15 protein-coding genes and 3 pseudogenes are annotated in these 23290 nt (G+C 58.5%); 7 read left to right on the top strand and 11 right to left on the bottom strand.

Going from position 1 to position 23290, the window contains the following annotated elements; translation table 11 throughout:
* Positions 1 to 199 precede the first annotated feature (199 nt).
* On the bottom strand, positions 200 to 3052 hold the full coding sequence (locus AB3X94_RS20600) for an ATP-dependent Clp protease ATP-binding subunit (protein ID WP_368612528.1): 2853 nt from the start codon (positions 3050 to 3052) through the stop codon (positions 200 to 202).
* Positions 3053 to 3142: 90 nt separating this feature from the next.
* On the opposite strand from AB3X94_RS20600, the pseudogene AB3X94_RS20595 reads away from it, so the two are divergent.
* Positions 3143 to 3430, top strand: a pseudogene (locus AB3X94_RS20595) (RepB plasmid partition); the annotation flags it as partial.
* Positions 3431 to 3696: 266 nt separating this feature from the next.
* On the opposite strand, the gene AB3X94_RS20590 reads toward AB3X94_RS20595, so the two are convergent.
* The gene (locus AB3X94_RS20590) at positions 3697 to 4302 is read right to left on the bottom strand and encodes a hypothetical protein (RefSeq protein ID WP_368612527.1); all 606 of its coding nucleotides are present in this window, start codon (positions 4300 to 4302) and stop codon (positions 3697 to 3699) included.
* Between the two features lie 543 nt (positions 4303 to 4845).
* Here AB3X94_RS20590 and AB3X94_RS20585 point away from each other — a divergent pair.
* The gene (locus AB3X94_RS20585) at positions 4846 to 5511 is read left to right on the top strand and encodes a hypothetical protein (RefSeq protein ID WP_152854095.1); all 666 of its coding nucleotides are present in this window, start codon (positions 4846 to 4848) and stop codon (positions 5509 to 5511) included.
* Positions 5512 to 5657: 146 nt separating this feature from the next.
* Here AB3X94_RS20585 and AB3X94_RS20580 read toward each other — a convergent pair.
* From AB3X94_RS20580 to AB3X94_RS20540, 9 genes and pseudogenes are all read right to left on the bottom strand, one after another.
* Positions 5658 to 5961, bottom strand: a pseudogene (locus tag AB3X94_RS20580) (IS30 family transposase); the annotation flags it as partial.
* 157 nt (positions 5962 to 6118) lie between these two features.
* Positions 6119 to 7713, bottom strand: a pseudogene (locus AB3X94_RS20575) (IS66 family transposase).
* A gap of 30 nt (positions 7714 to 7743) precedes the next feature.
* The gene (tnpB, locus tag AB3X94_RS20570; RefSeq protein WP_152854094.1) at positions 7744 to 8088 is read right to left on the bottom strand and encodes an IS66 family insertion sequence element accessory protein TnpB; all 345 of its coding nucleotides are present in this window, start codon (positions 8086 to 8088) and stop codon (positions 7744 to 7746) included.
* Positions 8085 to 8510 carry a transposase gene (locus AB3X94_RS20565; protein ID WP_321576898.1) on the bottom strand — a complete coding sequence of 142 codons (426 nt, stop codon included), beginning with the start codon at positions 8508 to 8510 and terminating at the stop codon, positions 8085 to 8087. Before AB3X94_RS20565 ends, tnpB begins: the two co-directional genes overlap by 4 nt.
* 513 nt (positions 8511 to 9023) lie before the next feature.
* Positions 9024 to 11861: a peptidoglycan-binding protein gene (locus AB3X94_RS20560; RefSeq protein WP_152854092.1), complete on the bottom strand. Its 2838-nt coding sequence runs from the start codon at positions 11859 to 11861 to the stop codon at positions 9024 to 9026.
* A 6-nt stretch (positions 11862 to 11867) separates the two neighbouring features.
* Positions 11868 to 13199, bottom strand: coding sequence for a hypothetical protein (locus tag AB3X94_RS20555; protein ID WP_152854091.1), 1332 nt, complete (start codon positions 13197 to 13199; stop codon positions 11868 to 11870).
* Between the two features lie 3 nt (positions 13200 to 13202).
* Entirely contained in the window at positions 13203 to 13700 is a 498-nt protein-coding gene (locus tag AB3X94_RS20550) for a hypothetical protein (RefSeq protein ID WP_152854090.1), read from the bottom strand.
* Between the two features lie 47 nt (positions 13701 to 13747).
* A complete protein-coding gene (locus AB3X94_RS20545) occupies positions 13748 to 15040 on the bottom strand; it encodes a hypothetical protein (RefSeq protein ID WP_368612526.1) in 1293 nt (430 codons plus the stop codon).
* Positions 15037 to 17484, bottom strand: a complete 2448-nt coding sequence (locus AB3X94_RS20540; protein WP_368612525.1) for a hypothetical protein — start codon at positions 17482 to 17484, stop codon at positions 15037 to 15039. Before AB3X94_RS20540 ends, AB3X94_RS20545 begins: the two co-directional genes overlap by 4 nt.
* 995 nt (positions 17485 to 18479) lie before the next feature.
* Between AB3X94_RS20540 and AB3X94_RS20535 the strand changes: the two genes are divergently transcribed.
* The 5 genes from AB3X94_RS20535 to AB3X94_RS20515 all read left to right on the top strand — a co-directional run bounded on the left by AB3X94_RS20535 (position 18480) and on the right by AB3X94_RS20515 (position 23245).
* Complete coding sequence (locus tag AB3X94_RS20535; RefSeq protein WP_227749370.1) at positions 18480 to 18698, top strand: GFA family protein; 219 nt, start codon at positions 18480 to 18482, stop codon at positions 18696 to 18698.
* Between the two features lie 515 nt (positions 18699 to 19213).
* Positions 19214 to 20086, top strand: coding sequence for a hypothetical protein (locus tag AB3X94_RS20530; protein ID WP_368612524.1), 873 nt, complete (start codon positions 19214 to 19216; stop codon positions 20084 to 20086).
* A 678-nt stretch (positions 20087 to 20764) separates the two neighbouring features.
* Positions 20765 to 21598, top strand: a complete 834-nt coding sequence (locus AB3X94_RS20525) for a hypothetical protein (protein WP_152854086.1) — start codon at positions 20765 to 20767, stop codon at positions 21596 to 21598.
* A gap of 199 nt (positions 21599 to 21797) precedes the next feature.
* A complete protein-coding gene (locus AB3X94_RS20520) occupies positions 21798 to 22181 on the top strand; it encodes an HIT family protein (protein WP_368612523.1) in 384 nt (127 codons plus the stop codon).
* On the top strand, positions 22178 to 23245 hold the full coding sequence (locus AB3X94_RS20515; protein ID WP_368612522.1) for an HNH endonuclease: 1068 nt from the start codon (positions 22178 to 22180) through the stop codon (positions 23243 to 23245). Before AB3X94_RS20520 ends, AB3X94_RS20515 begins: the two co-directional genes overlap by 4 nt.
* The last annotated feature ends 45 nt before the right edge of the window (positions 23246 to 23290 follow it).

The raw sequence follows: 23290 nt of genomic DNA, 5'->3' as shown, positions 1-23290 counted from the left end.
CAGCGGGCTGACAATCTCGCTCGTACTTGAGGCCATGTGGCGGGCTTCTGGCATATGCGATTCAGAACCGGCCGGGCGTACTGATCATCGGTCTTGACGCGCGAGGAACCGCGCTTGGATGGGCCCGACGTCTGGAGACGTCGGCCCGAGGCCTTTCAGGGGGCATTCACGTCCCCTGAAAGGCCTTATTGAGCTTGCCTCAGCTGTGCCGTGGCGTGCCGTCCTCGACGAACGCAGGCGGATCGCTCGCCGGGAAGGAATCCGCCAGTGCATTGTCGAGTTGCGCTTCGGCACTCCCCTCCGGCTTTAACTTCGTACTACGGCGCGCTCTCTTTTTCGCCAAAGTGGATTTGGGCTCAGTGAGCACGGGCTCCCGCGTCAGCACGATTTTTTGGGCGGCGGCGTTCCACGCGCAGATCACACGATCTCCCTCCTTGATGACACCCCCGATCATCTGCTTCGCGAGCACAGTCTCAAGACCTTGTCGGATCTGCCGTTTTAGCTCTCGCGCGCCGAAGCGAGGGTTATAGCCCGTTTCGGCAAGATGATTCACCAGACTATCCTCAAACACGAGTTCAATATCTTGGGCGCTTGCGGTGCGTTGCACGCGTCCGAGTTGCAGGCTGACGATCTCCCGAATCTGTGCGCTCGATAGCGCTTCGAAAATGATGATCTCGTCCAGGCGATTCAGAAACTCCGGTCTGAAATGCTGCTGGAGCACAGCCATCACTGCGGCTCGGGTTTCGGTATTCGGCTCCTGCGTCGACGTGAAACCAGGAGAAGTCTTGCCAGCACCCATAATGACGTCGCTCGCCAGATTGCTCGTTGCGATGATAAGGGCGTTCGTGAAGTCGACCACGCGTCCCTTGCCGTCCGTCAGACGGCCGTCGTCGAATACTTGCAGCATTACGTTGTAGACGTCTGCGTGCGCTTTCTCTATCTCGTCCAGAAGAATCACGCAATATGGCCGTCGGCGCACTCTCTCCGTAAGTTGCCCGCCTTCGTCATAACCAACGTAGCCCGGCGGCGCACCGATCAACCGCGCAACCGCGTGACGCTCCATATACTCGCTCATATCGATGCGAACGATCGCGTCCTCGTCGCCGAACAACACTTCGGCCAGCGCCTTCGCGAGCTCTGTCTTGCCGACGCCCGTCGGCCCGAGGAACAACAGGTTCGCGACCGGTCGGTTGCCTTGCTGCAAACCTGCGCGAGCGAGCCTCACGGCATCGCTGACTGCGCGAATGGCATCATCCTGGCCGATCACGCGTTCGCGCAGCCGCTCTTCCATCTTGAGTAGCTTCGCCTTTTCCTCCTCGGTCAGCTCGGTGACCGGCACGCCGCTCAGCTTCGACACGATCTCCGCCACGTGTTCCACGGTTACCTCGGTGGTGCTCGAGCCTAGCCTGCGCTTCCAATCGTCCGTAGCCTGTGCGAGCGCCATCTCCAGTTCGTGGGTTTTCGTCTCGATCTCTTTCGCGCGATCGTATTGCTTTCGTGACGCCGCATAGCTCTGTTCGCGCTTTAACTGTTCGATCTCAGCCTCGCGCTCATGAATCTCGATGGGACGCGAGGTCGTCGACAGATGTACGCGTGCGGCGGCCTGATCAATCAAATCGATGGCCTTGTCCGGCAAAAACCGACCGCTGATATAGCGATCTGACAACTCGGCCGCCGCGACAAGCGCCATATCCTGAATCGTGACCTTGTGATGCGCTTCCAACCGGTCGCGTAGTCCACGCAAGATGTTCACCGTCTGGTCGACACTCGGCTCGGGCACCAGAACAGGCTGGAAGCGCCGCTCCAGTGCGGCATCCTTCTCAATGTACTTCTGGTATTCCGCGAGCGTCGTCGCGCCGATCAGATTCAGTTCCCCGCGGGCCATCGCGGGCTTGAAGGTGTTCGCTATGTCGAGCCCGCCTTCGTTGCCGCCTTGTCCCGCGCCGACAATCGTGTGCACTTCGTCGATGAAAATCAACAGGTCGTCGCGGTTAGCAACGATTTCGGCCATAATCTGTTTGACACGCTCTTCGAATTCGCCGCGATACTTCGCTCCCGCGACGAGGGAATTGACATTCAGTTCGATTAGCCGCTTCTCGCGCAGCACTTCCGGCACATCGCCATGAACGATTCGCTGCGCGAGCCCTTCCAGGATTGCCGTCTTGCCGACGCCGGGTTCGCCGATTAAAACCGGGTTGTTTTTCTTGCGGCGCGCGAGCACTTCGATTGTTGTTTCGATCTCTTTCGAACGGCCGATCACCGGGTCTAGCTTGCTTTCGCGCGCGAGCCTCGTGAGGTCGCGACCGTGCTGATCGAGCTTGGGTGTCGAAGATGGTGCGTCGACGCGGCCTTCCTCGGCACCCTTTCCAACAAGGCTCACCGCTTGCTGGCGTAGTGCCTGTGGCGTCAGGCCATATTTCGCGAGCAGCGTGCCAGCGAAGCTGTCGGTCACCTCCGCGAGCCCGAGCAGGATGTGTTCGGGACCAACGTAGCGGTGGCCCAGCTCGCGTGAGACGATAAACGCCCAGTCAAGCGCACTTTTGACGCGAGGCGACACGCCGAGTTCTACATCGGCTCCAGACGACTGCGAGCGCTCGTTGTGCGGCGCATGCTTGTCGATATAGGCGCGCAATTCATCGGTTGATATTTTGAATTTGCTTAGCAGTGCAACCACGACATCACTCTCTGGCAACTCATAGAGAAGATGTTCGGTATCGACTTCGCGCCTGCCGGATTGCACCGCCCGCTCGGCCGAGCGTTGCAAAATCTCCTTTGCCTGATCACTGAAGTTCGCGCTTATTCGACTACCGGCAGGATGCGATGGTACAGCGATGTCTCCGCCGGATGCGCGTCCGCGTCGTACCAATCCCTGGCGGTCGTCGAACATTCCGCCAAACAGCGATTCCAGCGGTGAAACGTAGCGTTGATGACGCGTCAGTTGCGTGTAGTGGTAGTTGCACACGTCGATGTCGCGGAGCTGGTCCCGCTGCGCGATTGTGACGCGTAGCGATGCGGGGCGAACCCCGCAGATGTCACACATGCTATTGGCCATGCTGAAGAACCTCGCAGATTGAATTGGTCCGAGCGATTAGTGTCCTGGCGCTGGCGTGTAATAGCTTGCTGAAAAGCACGGTTCGCCTGGCTTGAGCGTGAACTGGCTACGCTTCAGACAACCGTAGAACAAACCGACGAGCGATATGGTATCGAGCATCTACATTCCACCGTTTCCGCTGCTTACATTGCAACGCTCCTTAGGAACAAAAGCGTTGCACAGTGGTTAAAGGACCATCATCCTGACTTTGCGACGCAATTCGAAACCATCAGCCATGAACCGCGGGACGCACGGTCCGCATCGGAGTCGAGCGGGCCCAGGTCAAAGAATTTCCGTCGGATCGGAGAATCGCTGTCCAGCACTTCCTCCCCTCGATAACTTGATTCGCGCAGCAAGTTGTCGTTGGCATGTACTGATTGATGCATCCACGAAATGCCGCAAATGCCAAGCGATCGTGAACCGCAAAATCGGGGGGGCAATTCGACTCTACAGTCGTTGGTCGCGCGGTCGTGTCCTCTAAACCGCCTTTTCGGAGACAGGAGTTCGGCCAATGCCGACAGTGGCCGATCAGGAACGTGTGGCCGTTCTAGATCGGCGGATTCAACCGACACCCATCCATCATCGCGTCATTGTCGCAGCCTATGTTACGGCGAGGTCAACGCTGCATAGGCATTTGGAAGGACGACGGCGAATTGCCCGCGTTCAGCGATTGAAGCACCATTGGTCGCAATGACGGAGCAAAGACCCTTCATGTACGTGTGACGTGTCGTTACGATACGCTCAAGCTCTGCGCGAGCCGATTCGACTGGATCCGTATAGGATTTCGCCTTTTCAAGATCGATGTTTGTTTCAGCAACCTTCAGCAGGGGTTCATGAATACGCGCAAAGGAACTGACATATTCCTTTACGTCGATCCCGTACTCTGCGCAAACTGCAGGAACGCCAATCATGTTTTTGCGATAAAACGCGAAGAACACGTAGCTGGCTGCCTTCTTCGAAGGAAGATTAAATTTTTGTAGCTCCCCCTCCAACACACGGTTTCGTGCCAATTGATCAGATGGATTCGCAACGGCGGCTTCAGACGCACGTCTTAGTGCGTCGGCTAGGTCCTGCTGAGAGTATGCGACGACTCGCTGGCAAGGGACGGAAAGCGATATCGCAGCAGCAATGTGACAAAGCTTTAGTATGTTGTTGAGCTTCACTGGGTGACCGTAGATTGCAAGTTTTATATCCGTCATGGGGTTCGGCATTTGAGCCACTGGTGAGCCATTAGCACATGAGTCTATTACGGTCGCTTGCGGTACAAACTGAAGTTCAGCAAACGGCTTTAGTCACCGACACACAGCAGGATGACTGATGTGCTTCGCTCAAGAGTCATCCGGAGATCAGGGGGCGATTCGTCCGGTTTGGGTCGGTTTGCGTCGATCCGCTTTTCGCATTCATCACCGGAAAACGGCCACTGGAATTCCGCTTCCCAGAGGCGACCAGTCGCCCGTGCGTACTCCCGACCCATTGTAGCCAACCCGCGTCCTGTGCCTCACGAGACACATTCCGGAACACTGCGACCGTTCACTTAGCAACCGCGGTGGTTGGTTCGCTGCAAAAAGTTGCATTTCGGTTGCGACCGCGTGTCGAAGCAGTCTTTGTCGGAACAAGCCGACCGATTGGCCGCCTAAAACCGGACAATTTAAACCAGCCGAAGCTGCCTAGTCTATATTTAAATTTTACGCGGCCGAATTGAAATCGATTGCTTTCTAATTCACATGGCTACTTGAAAAATATAATCAGATTTCTTGGGTGATATGGATCAGTCCACGGTTAGCCTCATTGTTGGAATAACGGGTTCTCTCGTTACTATCGCTGGTTGGGTAGTTTTGAACCAACTCGGGCGCCGCAAAGACCGTGAGGCACGCCTTGAGTCAGATCGGCGTGCCGACAAGATCAAACGACTGGAGATCTCCCTAAAACAAGTTGAGGCACAGATTGGGGAGTTTTATGGTCCGATGGATGGGCTGATACATCAAGTTTGGGCGACATGGGAGGTCAAAGAGCGCATAAAAAGGGCGATCCCTCCTGATACGCAGTCTAAAGTTGATCATTTCGTGGGTGAGCGGTACTTTATGCCAATGCATTTGCAGCTGCGTCAACTTATCATGGAAAAGGTCCACTTGATAGAAGGAGCCACAATTCCGCAGAGTTTTTATGACTATATGAAACACAGTATGATGGAAAATATCCAAATAACACTTTGGAACGAGCAGCAAATTAGTACGTTGGCCGCAGAGGGAATCAGCTGGCCTCAACAGTTCGCGCTTGACGTCGAGCGGGGATTACAGGTTTCCATGCACCGATATGAAGGTCTTCTGGCTGAGCTTCGATCCGATCCAGCAGCGGAACCCGGCTTTGCAGTCGCTATGGGAGTTGAAGCCACGCGTCGATATGAACAAGGAAGTATGTGACGATATACGCTGAACTGACGATCGGAGCTGTCGTCGATCCGTAGCATTCGGCTATTGGCAAGAGTCCGACTCTTTGCCGTCGTTCGGGCCGCAGCACCTTCAACGGCGCTTTCAAGTGATCAGAGGTCGTTTGGCGATCTCAAGAGTCAAGTGCAACGTTTAGCTAAACCGGCTTTTTCCATTTCCTTTGCCATTGCTTCTTCGGGGGTGTGCCAGCCGAGGGTCTGACGAGGTCGTCCATTGAGCAACCTGGCGATGTCGTTCAGCTGCGTCTGGCTGAGCGACGACAGATCCATCCCCTTGGGCAGGAATTGGCGCAGCAGGCCGTTGGTGTTCTCGTTGCTGCCGCGCTGCCAGGGCGAGTGCGGATCGGCAAACCAGATATCGATAATTCAGTCGCCAGGAGAGTTCGACGTGGCAAGCCATTTCCGTGCCGCGGTCGTAGGTCAAGCGTAAGCGCACAATTTCCCCCACCTAGCTTTTGCGTCCGGCAAGATCCACGATTGCGTCCGCAACCCTAACGTAAGCGTCACGTGGTGGCCGTTGAGAATTCTCTGGACAAGCGTCGAAGAACGCGGCAGGCGCATGATGCCGCTGCCAGAAGGGATTAAAGCAAGGCAGGCGTAGATCGGAGGAGATGCCTCGGGATGTTCCAGGGCAGCAGTTCGTCGATGCGATTGGCCTGATGATCGGCGATGTGCGTATGCATGTATTCCAGATAGAAGCGTGGGTTGATGCCATTCAACTTGCACGAGCCGATCAGGGTATACATTGCGGCGGCTCGCTCGCCACCGCTGTCGGAGCCGGCGAACATGTAGTTCCTCCGGCCCAGGGCTACGCAACGCAAGGCATTTTCGGCAAGCACGTTGCTGATCTCGATGCGGCCGTCGTCACAGAACAGGGTGAGTCCATCCCATCGGTTCAGAGAGTAGTTGATCGCTTCGACCAGTGGTGCCTTTGGCCAGAGAGTGGCGAGTTTCTCCTTCATCGACTTCTCAAGAGCCGCGAGCAACGGGCTGCTCTTTTCTTGCCTGACGTGTCGCCGCTCATCGGGTGGTTTGCCGCGGATATCGGCCTCGATTGCGTAGAGCTCGCCGATCATGTCGAGCCATTGCTTCGTGGTTTCCGACGGTGCTGACGTGCTGACTCATGGACGTCGAAGAGATATCGACGCGCGTGATCCCAGCAAGAAGCCAGACGAACCTTACCGCTTTCGGTCAACTCGTTGAAGCCGGCATAGCCGTCCCCCTGAAGGACGCCTTCGAATCCGGACAGATGGGTCTGGGGGTGGATGCCTTTGCGGTCAGGCGAGTACGCGAACCAGACAGCAGCGGGTTCGCTCGAACCTGAGCGACGATCATCGCGCACGTAGACCCACAACCGACCGGTCCTGGTCTTCCTGTTGCCGGGCGCGAGCACCGGGATCGGTGTGTCGTCCGCGTGGAGCTTCGCAGTCGCCATGGTGTAGCGACGCAGGGCTTCGGTCAGCAGCCGGCAGAGTTCTTCGCATTGCCCGACCCAGCGTGCCATGGTGGCCCGATCGAGACGTACGCCGTCGCGCGCCGCGATCTCCGATTGCCGATACAGCGGCGTGTGGTTCGCATACTTCGCAACGATGATATCGGCCAGCAAGCTCGGATGCGCGATGCTGCGCCCGATCGGCAGCCCTGGCATGGGAGGTTGCACGATATGGCCGCAACCGGTGCAGATCCGCTTGCGACGGATCGTGCGGAGGACCTTGAACATCGCCGTGACCCGCGCGAGCTGCTCGGACACGTCCTCGCCGAGTAATTCCATGGCGTTGTTGCACTTCGGGCAGACGGACTCGGGCTCGAGCACGCGCTCCTCGCGCGGCAGGTGGGGCGGCAAGGCTTCCTGAGGGGATGCCGCAGACACGCCTGAACTTGATGCACGAGCGCGCGCACGGCGCACATCGGCGACGCCGCTGCCCGCTGCCAGATCCTCGAGTTGGGTTTCGAGCCGATCGATCTGCCGCTCAAGTTGCTCGGATTTGCGACCGAAGTGCATACGCCTGAGCTTGTCGATCTGGGCCGTCAGGCGCTCAATCTCCTGATCCCGTTCGACAATCTCCCGGTCGCGGTCGGCAATCTCCTGCAGCATCTTTGCCATCGACGCCTGCTGCTCGAGCACCAGGGCCTGGAGCTCGGCAACAGTGTCCGGAAGTGGCGCATGATCGGGCATGCGCTGCAGTTTACGAGCCTTCGATGCGGTTTACAACATCGACAATGCGGTCGTACGACGGGGTTGTCGCCAATCGATGCCTTCCAGCAACATCGACAGCTGTGCCGACGTGAGATAGATCTTGCCACCATCAGCCTGGGGCCAGACAAAACGCCCGTGGGAAATCCGCTTCGCCAGAAGCCATAGTCCGTCATCGGTTGCCCAGAGAATTTTTACCAGATCGCCGCGACGTCCACGAAAAATGAACACGTCGCCGCCGAGCGGATTCTCTTCGAGTGCCGCTTGCACCTTCGCGGCAAGAGCCGGAAAACCACTACGCATGTCGGTGACGCCTGCGGCGATCCAGATGCGAGTGCCCGCCGGCAAGCCGATCATCGGGATAGCTCCCGGATCAGCAGCCGCAGCATATCCGGTGACACGTTGCCGCGAACTCTCAAGCGTGCACGGTCGAACTCGATCTCACAAAGATCCTCTGGAGACCGCGCTCTATCGACTGCCATCGGTGGCGTATGTTCTGCCGCCTCAGCGACAACATCCACAGGCAACAGCGACGGCACCTCCGGTGCCCGCTTCGGCGTTGCGCCCTCAGGCAGCGTCGGCAAACCGTACTCTCCTGCCAGATAATGCCGTCGCCATTTGAACAACAGGTTCGCATTGATGTCGTTGCTGCGCGCGATCAATGCCACCGACGCGCCCGGCTCAAAAGATTGTTCAACCAGTTGCCGTTTGAACTCGGTCGGAAAGTTCGGCCGCTTATATGCGCCGTCTGCGGCGCCATCGCCCCAAGTCTTGTCCACTTTGGTATCCACCATAATTTGGTGGATACCAAACTACCCAAAACCTCAATCAGCACGCCAGAACGGCCACTGCAAGACGCTTACGGTTTGCTGGCCGCTTACCAATCAGCACGCCAGAACGGCCGCGGCGAGACGCTTACTCGGAACCCGCAGGAGGCCCGCTGGAAGCTTCTCTGAAGATCTATGCGGGCAGGGTTCTCCACACGCCGATCCTGCAATCAGCGTGCTGAGCCTTACGGGAAGGGGGAGATCCTAAGCACAGATCAGGTAGACACGACGTGTTCCGAAGCGCCTGTGCCGGCCGTATCGCTGGTATTGGCGGCGGCGAAATGGAAGGTGGCGCTGCACGATGGCCGACGCGAGCAGCCCGCCGTGCACACGGTCGCGGAACCGCAGGCGGGAGCCCGGTTACATAGCGTCGGATGAAGCGAGTCGTGCCGGAGAATGGGTATGAAAAGCAACATCGCGCTTCTCGCCAGAGTGCTCTTTGGATACCTGATCATTCAAGCAACTTCAACCAATCTCATGCACGGCGACCTCGAACCAAGTTCGATAGGAAACCGGTTTACCGTATATCCCGCTTGGGTTCAGGTGCATCTCGTCGCCACCCGATAAGGCAAACTGGTGCGAATACCAGCGGTCTACGCCGTCGAGAACAGTCTTGTCCTGATTGCCCTTTGGGCCGAAGATCCGCGGAAGCACGGCCGCGCCGACAATCCCTTGTGCAGCTAGGGTCCCAAGAATCGCGGCCTCGTCGGGTAATAGCATTGGGTCGTCCGTTGGCACCATCATGCGGTGCACGCGGTACTTAATGAAGTCGTTGACGCTTGGGTCGGGGGGGTAGCGGAACACCATGGCCGGCTGTTTTGGTAGTAAGTGCAGCTTGCTCCTGTCGCCGATCTGCGGGCCATAGTGCAAGTGGTGGCGGCCAATGATGAATACCTTAACGTCGCGCTTTATCAGACTCGGGATAATGTCCTTGCCTATCACCGGTGGGGGGCCAATCCGATTGTCCTCTTTATCCTTGGGCCGGTAATCGTTCTGGATATCGTTCATGTTCTGCGGTTCGATTGCGACGATCGCCTTCAGCGCCTCTTGGTTGAGCCGGCAGACGTTCCATAAATCGAATCCAGATTCGCTGTAAGCGGAAATGATCAGCTTATCGCGACTTAGCACAATGTCGCCAGCACTTAACGTCAGATCGGTGTTGGACTCAAGCACACCGAACACCGCATTGGTAACCGAGACGAGGTGCCCCGTCACCGCACCACCGTATGAGAACGATTCCCCAGAGTCGGCCCGGCCAACGCGTTGTGGCACCAGAAGGAATTGAGCCGGAAGCCCGCCCCCGATATGCTCGAAAGCCTTCTGCAGGCCAGCACCGATTTTCCAGTGGTCCGTCGTAATCTCGCCAGTTTCCCTGCCCTTTACTGTCGCTTTGCGGAAATTGACCACGTTGCGCATGCGCGTTGGCGCTAGAACTGGTGGACCCAGCGAGGGCACCAGCACGTCGGCGATCGGCGGCAGCAGGTACCTCATCAAAGGGACACCGTCGCGTTCGAAGAAACTATCGTTGTGCAGTAGGTATTGTTTGTCGTCTTCCGGCCACTGGCCCTCACGATTGTCAGAGGGTTGCAAGAACATATGGGGCGACACCGGACGGGTGCCTCGCAAGTGGTTCGGCACGACTGCGTACCAGATCATCGGGGCGCCGGCGGTATGTGCGAACACCTTGAAAGTCAGTCCGCGGTCACGGTTTAGTATTTCGTATACTTGGTAGTTTCGATTGTTGCGGTGAAGCTGGCGCCAGCCCTGCGTGATATCCAGCATCAGCGTGTTCAACAGTATTTCGCCCGCTGCTAACTTGCTCAAATCAACCAGCGGGTGAATTGCTGCGTTGGCCAGCCGCTGCCGTCCCGCCGCGTCAACCCAGCTACCGGCGGCAAATATATAGTCGACCCGTGTGCGGCCGCTCACATCGCGCGGCGTGGGCCGTAGCCGCTGCACGATCCGCAGCGCGGTGAACGCTAGGCCGCCCAGCATCACGTCGGCACTGTAGTCGAGCTCGACCATAGTGATCAGTTGCTTGGCCGGCAGGCCCTGTTCCAGCACCGGTTTTCCGTCGGGCTGGTGCCGTTCGGGGACGGCTGCAGGACTTATGTCGACAACGAACGTCGATGGTGCCGTTTTGGCGGCCATGATCTTTGCCGTCGTGCCGTCCTCGAAGGACAGCGTACAGGTTAGAGAGGCCCCCTCCAACAGAAAGTGTGCGCGGTTGTTCGTCCCAAAGCGGACGGTCAGCTTCGTGTGACCGGCCGGGATTGGCGCGGGTTGCAACGGCGGCCAAACGACAGGCTGGATCGGTGGCTGCCACGGGGCTGGTGGCGTTGGTGACGGGTCGGGCTGCGCGACTACGTACACTGAGCGTGCCCTGGGATCTTCGCCCCGCATTGGGCTGTGCCGAAAGCCCACGCCCTCACCGTATATGCGCAAGCTGGCGGCATCGACGCCGGCACGAAGAAGTTGCGACTCAAGAAACGCGCGCGTGACAAGATACCGGTCTTCGGATAGCACGTCATCGTGGCGTGCTGCCCCAGTGCGCGACGCATGCGCTTCAGCGAAAACCTGCCATCCTCGCGGTGGATCCCAGACCTCGGACACCACGTCGACGTCATGTGCTGTACCGATGCGCGACACCTGCGTCTCAGCGACCACCAGATCTCTGCGCGGCGGACCGGCCCGCATCCACTTGGCAAGTCCCTCGAGATACCGCTTGTGCTCAGGTCGAAGTGCTGCGCCATCAATCTTGAAGTTCTGCAACAAGAAGATGCGCCGACTGAAATCGCCCGGCACCCGGAATTCGAGCACGTTGCCACTAGGTGAGCCGCTACTCACTGTTGCCTGATCGCGAGGATTGCGCCCCTTGCGCCGGTCGTCGGCATCGGTCCAACTTGCGTAGCGGGCGCGCGAGGCTGCCGCTGACACAGCCTTGCCGGAGGTCGCCGGCGCGGGCAAACCGGACACCGATGCGAGAGTGGCTTCAGTGACTGGCCCGACAATGCCATCAGGATTAAGGTGATGTTGACGCTGGAATTGCGCTACTGCCGCCCGCGTTGCAGGCCCCCCTCGTCCATCGGCAATCAGCTTCGTGCCGAGCGTGCGATTTAGCGCGCCCTGTACCCAGCGCACGTACTCCGGCATAGAACGGGCAGAAGCCGGTGTCACCTCGCCAAGTTCGAACGGCCCTTCGAGCGCGAACGCCCCCTCGAACTCGAACGCTTTGGTTTCGCGCGGGTCGACCCAAAGGAAAGGGCTCCCGGCGTCCGCCCCATCTCCTCTCAAAGATGTCATGTTGTCTCACGTGGGACGGCCGTTAAACCGGGCCTGTGGCCGCACCGGTGCCGGTGCTCTTGGGCGTGGCGGAATTGTCTGCTGCGGGTTCAACGGAACCACGCTGGTAGCCTTGAGATCTCGACCGGTGGCGAGGCTGTACTGATCGATGACAACTTCGGCGTTCAGTTCGGCTGTGTTAAAACCAGGGTTAATGTTGTAGAGCAGTGCCGCCCCGCTGGCATCATTGAATTTTCCCGTCTCGATCGATTGCAAAAGGACGCTGAAGGGCTGAGCAAGATCGAACAAGGGCTTCGCCTTCGAATGCGCGACCAGTCCGGCGCGCACCGCAAGTTTTGCCAAACGCTGTTCCGGGCTCGCGGCGGTGCATTTAAGATCGACAATGGCTGGACAGTTGTAGCTCACCGCGAGGTGCAGCCACGACATCACGGCAACTGCACGAAATTCCTCCCGCGAAAGATTTCCGAAGAGGCGGCGGGTCGTCAACATATCGAAGAGGCGTCGCGCCCCAGTGGCGATTACAGTCGGATCGGTGGGATTGGCACCGCTGAAGTTCCTGGCGTTCATAATGCCAGCCCACACTTCACGCGCGAATGCTTCGAAGGTCGGGATGAAGTCGCGGTTGGACGCCGCAGGTTTGCGATACGGATGTTCCTTGGCCAGGTCTGCGGCGTGCGAGAGGTCGATCCCGAACATCCAGTTGTAGACGGTCTGCCGGTTGGCAATCTCGTCGCGTCGCGTACGACTCGTGGTGTTCCAGATGGCTGACGGTATGCCATCGCCATATATTAGGTACTCGGTATTACGCCAGAAGATTTGCGACGCCGGACTGGGTATTTCGAGATCTTCGGAGAACGTATAGGTCTCGAGCAAGCGCGCGAAGATGTCGAATATGCGCGTGTTCTCGATTAGGTAGGCGTAGATCAGGTGGGCCCAGTTGGTCGGCTGCACGTTCCCAGCCGGCGGAGTCTTGACGCCCGGTAACTGGTTGGGCGGCAAGAACACTTGATTTGCCATTGGCATAGCAGGATACGCCGACGGCAGTTGCTGGGGCCACTGCGGAATCGGGTTCGGAGGGGAGACCGAGAAATCGTAGCCAGAGATGAACCTTCCGGCGACATTGGGGTCGAGGATAGCGTCGGTCATCCACTGCGGCCATGGCGTGAAGATTGCGCTTGCTGGATTGTAGCGGTTGCGCCAAACGGTCTCGACAAGCGCCGCGATCTGGAGTGGCGCGTAAAGGAAGAGACTGTCGACGGCTTGGAGGGCGGTTGCACTGAGTTGGTCGGGTGGGGGAAGTGGGGGCCCGGCCGAGGGCATGACAAGCTCGAGGAACATGGCTCATTTCCTTCTGAGAGCTGGAAACGACGGACGGCTAAAGCCTCCCGTTGCGTCCAGCAGTGATCCTGGCCAGCACAGCCCAGGCTGGCCGCCGCACAAGCTTTGATAGAGGCGGTCCAGCTCTTTTACGTCGTCGCGCTGGTCGCGGCTCAGATCCCTATTCCCATTATCCAAGATGACAACCTCGTCATTGTTGCCATCCCGTCGCGCCGCACTCTGACGCTGTAGTTCGGCAATACGGTTGTCCAGACGCTCTCGCTCGACAAGAAGGCTTACCAGACGTTCTTTCTCGGCAAGACCGCGCTCTGGTTCGGGAAGATCGAGATCCAGACTCCGCCTCAGCTCTGCATTCTCGTCACCGAAGACGTCAGCGTCACCATCGCCTCGATACTCGATCGTCGTCTCTTGGCGTTCTCGCTCGGCAGGACGGTCTTCCGCACTCTGCGTGTCGTCTCGTTCCTGCGCCTCGGAATGGGACGACTTGTGCTCGTTGGTCATGTTCTGCTCTCCTCTCCTGCGAATGACGGGCTTTTTGTGGTGCATGGTTAGGCAACCTCGTGTTCTGTGGCTAACTGCCCAAGCTTGACCATCAAGGCTTCCTGCTGCTTGAGAATCTCGCGTCCAAGCTCCGGTTCGGTCGCGAAACGCAGGCCGGACAGGGCGGTAAGCCGCAAACACTCCGTCCAGATCCAATGGGACGACGTGAACGCAGCCGCGCCGGCTTCGCGCTGCATTTGCCGCAAGACAGTGGGCGCAACGCGCTGTGGATCGACAAGATCAGCCAGTCGTCGCCCACGGAAGCAGGGAAGCTCAGCCAGGAGAGAAAGCTTGACGACGCGAGGGAGCAGGGGCAGTATCGTCCCGATCATTGCACCAGTGAACGCGTCGGCGCGCGCAACTTGATGCAGTGATGTCCACGACTCCGCCAATTCGTCCCATGGACCCATTCCGTAGAACTGGCGGCACATCTCGACACCGAGCATGACCCGCAGGTACGCGATCGGGTGTGGGTCACCTGGGATGAACCGGAACGCATCGGCATCCGTGCCCGATATGACGTCCGAGACCGCGACAACGGCGGCGAATCCGGAGTGCGCGAACGCGAATGCGTCGGCCGCAATTTCGGTCGCCCAGCTCGCCACTTGTTCGGCAATCTCGGTGCCGAACTGCGAGAGCTCACGCACTAGTAAAAGCTGGAAAGCCTCGTTCCAGCCACTTACTGCTGCAAATTGGTGACCGCTCTCATGCAAGAGAGCGGTCGTACGGAAACGATTGTGATACGTCACCTTGATTGCTGCGATCTGGCTGAGCGAACCATCCCAGAGCGGCGTCCCCCAGCGCAGGATCGCGGCGCCCAAGCCCGGCTTGAAGTAGGTCATGACAGGCGGCACCGTCTCGCCGAGGTACTCAAGCCCCTGGCTGATCGCGCGATGAGCCATTACATCGCATGCGCGCAGTTGCGCGCCGAGTTCCGGATTGGCACGCGAACGCACTGCGTCGACGAAGAAATCCACCAGTAGTTCGGTCCTCATGTAACGCTCACGCAGCCTCGCCACCTGACGATCAAGTCGTTCAAACTCAGGCCGCGTCTGCGCCGCGCTAAAGCCGGCGCGAACGACCGCTGCCTCGCGCTTGAGTTGTTCGCGTGCATCCTTCAGTTCACGACGCAGCGTCACCCCGACCCTGCGTTCGACGCTTGCCCATGCCTCGGGCGTAGCGGACGCCTCGAAATCATCGAGCCGTTCGGCGGCGCCTTCCCAGTGCGTAAGCTGACGCAAGACGTGACGCTTGAGACCTTGGGTCACTCTATCGGCTGGACGAACTGCGATGGCTGTCATGGCAGTGCGTACCCCGCTAGGGCCACCACCTGGAAAGCTGGCTCGCCGCGTAACCACGCCGTGCCCTGCACCCTGCGCGGAACCTGCCCTTTCGCGATGCTCCCCACGACGTCAAACCCAGGAACACGGCTCATCGCGATCCGTAACGTGACGCCATCATGCTCAGACGCACTAAGCCTGCGGAACTGCTCAGCGTTATTGCGCAGATACTGCGATATTTGATGCGCGGCCCACTCCGCGACCTTCCGTGAGAGTTGCGTGCCGATCATGGATAGCCACGGCGGCACCCCTTGCCCAAGGTTTGGTGCTTCGCCGATGATCCTAATCGCGGGCGGAAGATGCCGCACCAGCAACGCTGACTTCACCAGTTCCTCTGCGCGCCGGATCAGCGGCTGCACCAACCGGTACGCATTGGCGGCGCTGCCCGACTTTGCGAGCTCCACCGACACTTTTTGCGCCAGCGGTTCGCTAAGGAAAAGCGACAGCTTGATCTCACCCTTGCGCAGATTGATGAAAACCTCCGAGCGCGCGAGCCGCGCGTGCGGACGCGACTGGTGCGTCCGGCCGCTCGGTGGTTCGACGTAATACAACCGCTGGCGCAGGTGCAACCGGTGCGGGGTAGAAATCTGCGAGCCGGGCGGTGTCGTACGCAGCCCGAGACCAGCAGCATTTGGGCCGAGCAACGCGCCGGCGGCTTGTGGCGTGAGCGGGTGTAAATCGCGAGGGTTTATTCCCTCCGCACGAGCGATCGATGATGTCGTAGCGCCGGGCAGCACCTGGTAGAGACGTAATTTGGTCTGAAGCGGCTGCGCCGTCGGCACGTCCATACGATCGCGCAGATGGTCGCTCAGACTCGCGTTGCCGAAAGTCCGCACGCTATCCGCGACACGTGGCGTAATCGTCACCGGGACGCTATCGCTATACCTCGAATAGCGCTTGCGATGAGTGTCGTGCGGCATGCGCATCCATACGCCGCGTTGGTCATGTGTCTCGCGCAGTTCGGCCTTAATGTGCGTGTTTGGAAAGTACGTCGCGGCGGCATCTTCGAAAGCCTCGCGCACGGCCGACTCAAGCAGCGTCTCGTTTTCGAAGGTCGAGGGCGCGAATTCGCCCAGCCTATTCACCGTTTCCTCTACAGTCGCCGCAAGCGCCTCGGCGGTGAGAGCACGCGGATCAGCCGCGCCTGCTTCCGCTTCCAGCCCGAAAATCCGCAACCCGGCGTCGGCAATCGCTGGTCCGAGCAAACCCGCAGCCTGGGAACCAATCATTGGCTTGATGAGCCCGGAGATCAGCCTCGCAATAAAAGAAACAAGCTTGGGTCGCCCCATGACCGTAATAGCCGTCTTGGCAACCGGCCACAGCATTGCAGGCAGGAACTGCTCCATGACCGGCTGCGCCGACTCGCCGGTCTCGAGTTCTCTTAGCGATCGCGCCATATTTGCACGTGCGTCGTCGAGCTCATTGAGCGACCGATCCGAACCCTCACCTTCGCCATAGGCCTCTGCGAGATACTCAGCCTCAGCTTCCTCCGGAGCGAGCATCAGTTGCGCCGCCGCAAGATCGAACTCGGCCTCAAGTCGCGCAACGTCGACACCGGCCGGGACGATCTCGGCTTCAGTCTGTTCGTGGTCGGTCAGTTCGTGATCTTGCGTTTCGCCAAGTGCACGAAACAACCGGTCTGAAAGTTGTCGCGCCATCGGTTGAACGGCGGGCGGCAAGTTGCCGAGCGCGAATTTTACGACGTGCTTCAAGAGAAAGATGCCCAAGCGCTTGAGGCCTTTAAGTAAAGGCCCGAGCGCAAGTTTGCCAATCGCCGCGAGGCCCTGGCCAGCCAGGCTGATTGCACCTTTGACACCGCTGCTCACGGCCCGCACTGCGCCCGATACAAGTTTGCCGGCCTTTCGCAATAGTCCGCCCAGAAACTGTTCGGACGCCGGTGCAAACGGACTCGCGGCCGGCGCGATTTCGTTCACGACGCGCTCGATTTCGGCTTCAGTCAGCGCTGCGGTCTCATAGCTCTCGAATCGTTCAAACAACCGGTCAAGGGCCGCCTCCATCTCAGTTGCTAGCGGCGCAAAGTGATCGTTGAGTAGCCGCTCGGAAGTAACATCGCGCTGCTCGCGATCGCCATACTCGCCGGCTAGCTGTTCAGCGTGCGTCTCAAGTGCCTCGGTTGCAAGCGCTTCCAGCGACTCACGAAACAGATGATCCTTCAACTCAGCCGCGATTTCCGCTAGCGTGGCGACTTCGGGCGCGCCAATCTGCGCGCCGCTCTGCTCGAACGACTCGAAAGTTTCGAACGGTGTATCGAAGTGCCACGGAGTTGGCGCAAGCGTTTCGTTGGTCGCTACTGTCTCGCGTTGCGGTTCCTCGTAGCTTTCATAGCGCGGCTCGACGAACGGCGTTTCGGCAAACGAGCGATCCTCGTCCTGATACGTCTGCATGGTGGACACCCTTTAAGGCAACGTCCGAAGCCGGAATGCTCCGGTACAAACTCATGCAAGTTTGTGCTCCCTTCGTTAGGTTCGCCAGGCGATTCTCACCAAGCTACTCGGCGGTTTCCCAACACACGCGGAACACGGTTAGGTAACCCTTTCACCACACCACATCCCTTGAGGCAAGAAGCTCTCTACCGGTTTCCGTACGCTCCAGTGCGTTGCCCTGTGATCGCCGGTGGCGGCAGGGATTTGTAGTCGAGGATTGCCGCCACATGTGGTAAGCATCACCTACTACGAATAGTTCAAGACCGTTCGCTGAGTTATTCGCGATGGCTAAGTCATAGTCATCTATTGGCATGGAAGGACCTCGCGATGATGGTATTCAAAATCCAATGATCGTCACTGAAATGCAAGCTTTCCGCGCGCCCCCTTCGGCATCGTCGTTGAGGATCGCATCTTGCGACTCGGCCCCTGACCATTCAGGACGAAAGACGAGTATTGCGTTTTCCATTAAATCCGCGAAACAGAAAGTGCTTTTTCTCATCATTTATTTAAGGCGTTCCTTTTGTTCGCCTTTCGCTCGTAGCGTGGCCCATCGGCCCTTTTAGGGTAGACGGTGCTAGTGCGGTAAGCGAGCAAAACTAGCGGCACGACCGGCCGAAAAGTAGTCACCGAAGGTCAACTTCGCTTTGCAAACGTCTGTTCACCGCAAAATTGGTGGTGTGTCCGAGTTAGTCGGGTGCCGACTTTGCCACCTGCATGGTTGAGCAGCCTTCTCGGGAGTGTCCGATGACGTCCCGACTTATACACCTCATGCCATTTGCAGCGCACGCACGCCCAAGACGATCATCGCGCTCGTTCGTCGGGCGCTTGCGGCCAACTTCGGCCCCTCGACGCCCCCATCAGAATCGTCAACAACTTGACAAGCGACAGCGGTAGCACGTCGCTCGCTTCGAATCGTTTGTAGGATTTGTGTTTAACCAGCGAAGCTCGAGGAAGATATGAAAGGTAGCTGCTTATGTCGTGCGATCTGCTATGAAATAGACGCGCTCGCGACTTCAATCTCTCATTGTCATTGCCGCACATGTCAGAAGGCCCACGCTGCAGCATTCGGAACAACCGCCCGTGTTCAACGTGAGCACTTCCGGTGGACGCGCGGAGAAAGCTCGCTGTCCAGTTTTGAATCATCGCCGGGTAAACTGCGCCGCTTCTGCTCTTGATGCGGTACGCATATTCTCGCTGAGCGGCTCGTTCAGCCGCACATCGTTTTGAGGGTGCCGACGCTTGACGACGATCCCGGCGCCAGTCCGGCGATGCACATTTGGACGTGTCACGATCGCCCGTGGATTTCCGAAAACTGTTCGATTCCTCCATACCTTGAATGGCCGACGGCAGAATAGGCGCAATCGGCCATGAAGCGTCATTCGCTCGTACCGTTGCTGGGACACTCAGTCGGCTTCGCTCAGTAAGCGGCCGTTCCATTCACGAGGCTGAACTTCGGACGGCACGATGACGTCTTGGCTCAGCATCCGTCCAGCATGGACCGATGATGCCTAGTGCATCATCTACCATTGGGTCTGTGCAATACCCGACAGTTCGTTCGTGAAAGTGATTCCGAATTTGGCGAAAATGCTCCTATATTTAAACCCGTTGTTACCTTGCACTGTTAGCGTCTTACAGTAATCGGAGCCGGTTGGCACTACCCAGAGGATCTTCGGAATCGGGAGGTCGGAGAATGTTAGCGGCGCGATTTTTTAACCTAGGAATTGGCTTAGCATTCTTCATTACCAATCCTTCGAACGTTCTTGCGAGCGTTCGGACAACAGAGGTGGTAATTGAGAATCGCACGTCGGTGCCGATTACAGGCGAAAGCATCACAGTCAATCATGGCGAGATTACCACGCGGCCGCCGCGAGTCATCCAGCCTGGGCAATCCGGCAGACTCATAGCCGAGTCCAATGGCTTCATGACCGGAACCGAAGGCACGGTGCGCTACAAGATTTCGGGCGTAGCGGGGGCGGCTGCGTTTCACTGGGACGATCCGTTTTCCGGCTCCAACTCCTTCGACGGCTCGGCGCCTGGCGGCTACGTAGTCGATCATACCGTCGGACATGCCAATCACACGGTGGTGTTCTTCTTTGTCCGAGAAGCGGCAAAGGCAGCAACCGTTTGCAATGGCGAGTGGGTTGTGAGCCATCTGGGCAGGCAACCGGAGCCAAGACTGCACACGGCGGATGAGACTGTTGCAATCGGTTCCACGCCGTTAAAGAAAATGGGCATTCAAGGATGGGTCGACACGGGTTGCGTAGCCTCTGCGATCGGCGTGGCGGTACGGGAGGCTCAGCACAGCACAGATGGTTTCTGGACGATCGATTTGCGGCTAAGCAAATTCAATGCAGGCGGTGCTGGTTACGTTGGGTCGGATCCACCCCGTTACGTGCGAATCGAGGTGGAACCAGATACGCCGGCGCATGCCTATGCGCGCGTTCGCGCCGGTCAGCAAATAGCCGTTCGTGGGCGCGTTTTCATCGATACGCACCACGGCGAGCAGTTGATCGAAATCCATCCTCATGACCCAATGACGGCTGTCGCGGGGGCGCCGCGATAGCCAGGCCAATGAGCCTACGGTTTTATTTGGCGGGAAGCAAACCCGGCTGCCCACGCCTTGCGCCAATGCGCGGCGGGATGATGATCGGGCGGCGGTAGGGTGCCGGTTAGGAAGCGTGGTTGCTTCCGCCAGAGGATTTGTCTGGCGCGAAGAGACACCCTCAAGACCATGTATGCGTAACGATTCAGACGGCCTCGCGCGCTCACAAGCAGTGTCCTGTGTCAGCGTCTTGAGGCGAAACATCGGCGACACCCGAGCGTCCCCTATACGGCAAGACGAAAGGCTATGACCGCTCCTCCGTCCCTTACTGCCATTTGACCTGACCACACCAAACGGCAGAGATGGGTCGACGACGGACGACCGCGTCGGGCAGCATCCGGATCTTCGCCGTACTTTGTAGGCAGAAGCCACATTCCGCGGCGAAGGCAGGCTCGAATTCAATGCCCTGGGGGGCCGCTCGCCACCGAAGTCCTTGGCTGGCTATCGCTCTCTCAATTTAATGCTGGCCGCCGGCATCATCCAGATCAGCAAGCCTTTCAACACCCTGAACACTGGATCTTTGCCGGCGCCGTGTTTCTTCTGGTGTTGAGCCCCAAAAAGCTGCATTAAAATTCGCGAACTCACAATAGATATGCGCGGACAACGCCAGTTCGGCACCGCAAACGGGGAAGCAGACGTATGAAGACGAATCGGATCGTATTGTCGGCGGCAGTTGCCGTGCTGGCAGGATGCAGCAGCGTTGGACCGGGATTCGCCAACCACCCGGCGGATTGCGCGCTGGGAATCGCTTGGGCGGATTGTCTGCCGGGGACAAAGGGCTATGCGAATGGGGGCGGCAGCCTGCATCGCAAGGAGGCGGCGGATGCGGCGAAGGCGCAGCATGACGCTATAGCGGCACAGTATGAGGCCGTGCATAAGCAGTGCGAGACCGACATGGCCATCCCCGAAGTAAATCCGCTGCGAGAGAAGGTCGAATTTGTACGCAAGCTGGACGAGCCGCCACCATTCGAGTACGCATCGCTTGACTCATTCCCGAGCGCTGCGGAGCGGCCGCTCATCGCGAAGTGGGCGACGCTCCGCGACGCGTGTATCGCGCGCGAGCGCACGGTCAACCCAGTGCCTACCAACGCCTCCGCACTCGATGAGTCGTTCATTCGGCTGGAGATGTCGTTTGGCTCAGAGGCCGAAGGGAAGGTCAGCGAACTGATTGTCGCGCTCTATCAACAGAAGCTTACCTACGGCGAGTTCGCCCAGCGCCGGTACGCAATTGGGAAGGCCGCCGTCGACGCGGCCCGGCAGTATCGGGAGGCACGCCTAGTTGAAAACCAGGAGCGACAGCTGCAGGCCCAGCAGATTGCCAATCAGCGGTTCGCAAACAGCATGTCCGCGTGGGCGACCTACATGCAGGCGGTCAACGCACGGCAACCGCAGGCGGTGCATCTGACGAGTGCACCCGTCCACTGCACGACCATGAACCTCGGCGGCGGCATGGCAAGCACGAACTGCAACTGACTCCCAAAGGAAAGAGCGCATCGTGGAACTAGGCCTTTGGTTCGGACAGCCTCGCCGTAATGCGAGGCTAGAATGTAGGGCAAGAGTTGGCCGCAGACGCTGGGCGTGCGCGGCTTCAGAAATCAAGCGGTTGGCTGAGATGTCGACGATGTGCGCGACGACGCCGAGTGCCTGAGCCGCATATTCATCGACGACGTCAATGACCTGTCCCTTCTGCGAGATTTCCAGTTCTCGAATTGTCGGCGAGAACGAGCATGCTTTCTGGATACTTGATGGTTACCCGATTTCACCCGGACATAGCCTCGTTATACCAAAGCGCCATGTTGGTTCATTCTTTGAAGTGACAAGGGACGAGCGAGACTGTCTTTTTGCGCTCCTCGATGAGGCGAAGGACACCGCGGTGCGCTCTTATAGGCCGGACGGATTCAACATTGGCATCAACGATGGCCCGGCCGCTGGGCAGACTGTGCCGCATCTACGCATCCATTTGATACCGCGGTTCAAGGGGGATTTGCCGGACCCCCGCGGTGGAGTTCGATGGGTGCTGCCCGAAAAGGCAGACTACTGGAGCAAGCGAGATTGAGTGTCAGCGCACCGCCGCCGTCTCCAGAAGCACAACTCGCTTTTCTCGCGAAGCTCCAACGACTGTTCGCAGAGGGCGACTTTACAGCGACGTATAAGTTCGAGCTTCTGATTTCGCTCGCAGAATTGGCGGTCGAGCACAGAGCGGACGACGGCGCGGAACTGACGCTGACTACTCGCCAAATTGCAGAGCGATTCATCTCTCTCTACTGGAAACATGCGACTCCATACGGAACTGGTCAGCCAGACAGCCAGCCCGGCGTTCTAGTCCAAAATCTTGGAGTTCAGGCAGCGATTCTGAGCGCAATAGCGGAGTTTCGGGCCGGCACCGCCGCGTCATCAGCGCTCCAGGCATCTAGTTTCCTTGGTTACGCACCTCTGTTGTCAAAGGTCGCGGCCGTAGTGTCGGCGCAGCCGTTGAACTATCTCCAGAACTTTGGCGGCGTAGCGGACCCGTTTCTGTATGAGAGGCCGTCAAGAGGCACCGTTAGATTGAATCCAGGGGTCAGCTATTGCCTACGGCGGTTCTATACCCTAGTAGAGCAAATGGCTCGAACTCGATGGGTAGCGCACATCAAGGCGAACCGGCGGAACCACCTGATTCTCTGGAAAGCCGACGACCTCGAGGATTTCCTGTTCTCCTCGTCTCGACAGTCGCTCGCCATTATTAGCGCCAATCTGCGGAAACTGGACGGTCCTCGGTGCTTTTACTGTCGAGAAAGCCTCGTCGAAGCAGACGTTGACCACTTCGTACCCTTCTCGCTTTACTCAAGAGATCTAGCTCACAACTTCGTCCTGGCGCATCCAGCTTGTAATCGCAGCAAATCGGACACCCTAGCGGCGAAGCCTCATCTTGAGCGGTGGCTAGAGCGTCTTGTCCTCAGACAGCAACAGCTCACTGAAATCGGGATGTTGTCCGGGGTTTCGGGCGACCGGGACACCGTACAGCGCGTCGCTACGTGGGGTTATACAGTCGCGAGCGACACTGGCGGACGCGCTTGGTTGTCTCCTACGATCTACGAGAACATCGATTCCGTTTATGTCAGCATGTTAGTAGCGCATTAACCGGAGCAAAGTCTGACGCTGCCTACAAAATTCGCAGCGGACGAG

Origin of the sequence: Paraburkholderia sp. BR10923 (assembly GCF_040948765.1) — a bacterium.
Taxonomy (GTDB): domain Bacteria; phylum Pseudomonadota; class Gammaproteobacteria; order Burkholderiales; family Burkholderiaceae; genus Paraburkholderia; species Paraburkholderia youngii.
The sequence above is the reverse complement of the archived record's forward strand: the minus strand, read 5'-3'. Positions and strand labels throughout refer to the sequence as shown.

What these genes read in the sequence shown, in the direction of transcription:
- AB3X94_RS20600 (WP_368612528.1), bottom strand. Translation starts at nt 3,052, where the DNA reads ATGGCCAATAGCATGTGTGACATCTGCGGGGTTCGCCCCGCATCGCTA.
- AB3X94_RS20590 (WP_368612527.1), bottom strand. Translation starts at nt 4,302, where the DNA reads ATGCCGAACCCCATGACGGATATAAAACTTGCAATCTACGGTCACCCA.
- tnpB (WP_152854094.1), bottom strand. Translation starts at nt 8,088, where the DNA reads ATGATCGGCTTGCCGGCGGGCACTCGCATCTGGATCGCCGCAGGCGTC.
- AB3X94_RS20560 (WP_152854092.1), bottom strand. Translation starts at nt 11,861, where the DNA reads ATGACATCTTTGAGAGGAGATGGGGCGGACGCCGGGAGCCCTTTCCTT.
- AB3X94_RS20555 (WP_152854091.1), bottom strand. Translation starts at nt 13,199, where the DNA reads ATGTTCCTCGAGCTTGTCATGCCCTCGGCCGGGCCCCCACTTCCCCCA.
- AB3X94_RS20550 (WP_152854090.1), bottom strand. Translation starts at nt 13,700, where the DNA reads ATGACCAACGAGCACAAGTCGTCCCATTCCGAGGCGCAGGAACGAGAC.
- AB3X94_RS20545 (WP_368612526.1), bottom strand. Translation starts at nt 15,040, where the DNA reads ATGACAGCCATCGCAGTTCGTCCAGCCGATAGAGTGACCCAAGGTCTC.
- AB3X94_RS20540 (WP_368612525.1), bottom strand. Translation starts at nt 17,484, where the DNA reads ATGCAGACGTATCAGGACGAGGATCGCTCGTTTGCCGAAACGCCGTTC.
- AB3X94_RS20535 (WP_227749370.1), top strand. Translation starts at nt 18,480, where the DNA reads ATGAAAGGTAGCTGCTTATGTCGTGCGATCTGCTATGAAATAGACGCG.
- AB3X94_RS20530 (WP_368612524.1), top strand. Translation starts at nt 19,214, where the DNA reads ATGTTAGCGGCGCGATTTTTTAACCTAGGAATTGGCTTAGCATTCTTC.
- AB3X94_RS20525 (WP_152854086.1), top strand. Translation starts at nt 20,765, where the DNA reads ATGAAGACGAATCGGATCGTATTGTCGGCGGCAGTTGCCGTGCTGGCA.
- AB3X94_RS20520 (WP_368612523.1), top strand. Translation starts at nt 21,798, where the DNA reads ATGACCTGTCCCTTCTGCGAGATTTCCAGTTCTCGAATTGTCGGCGAG.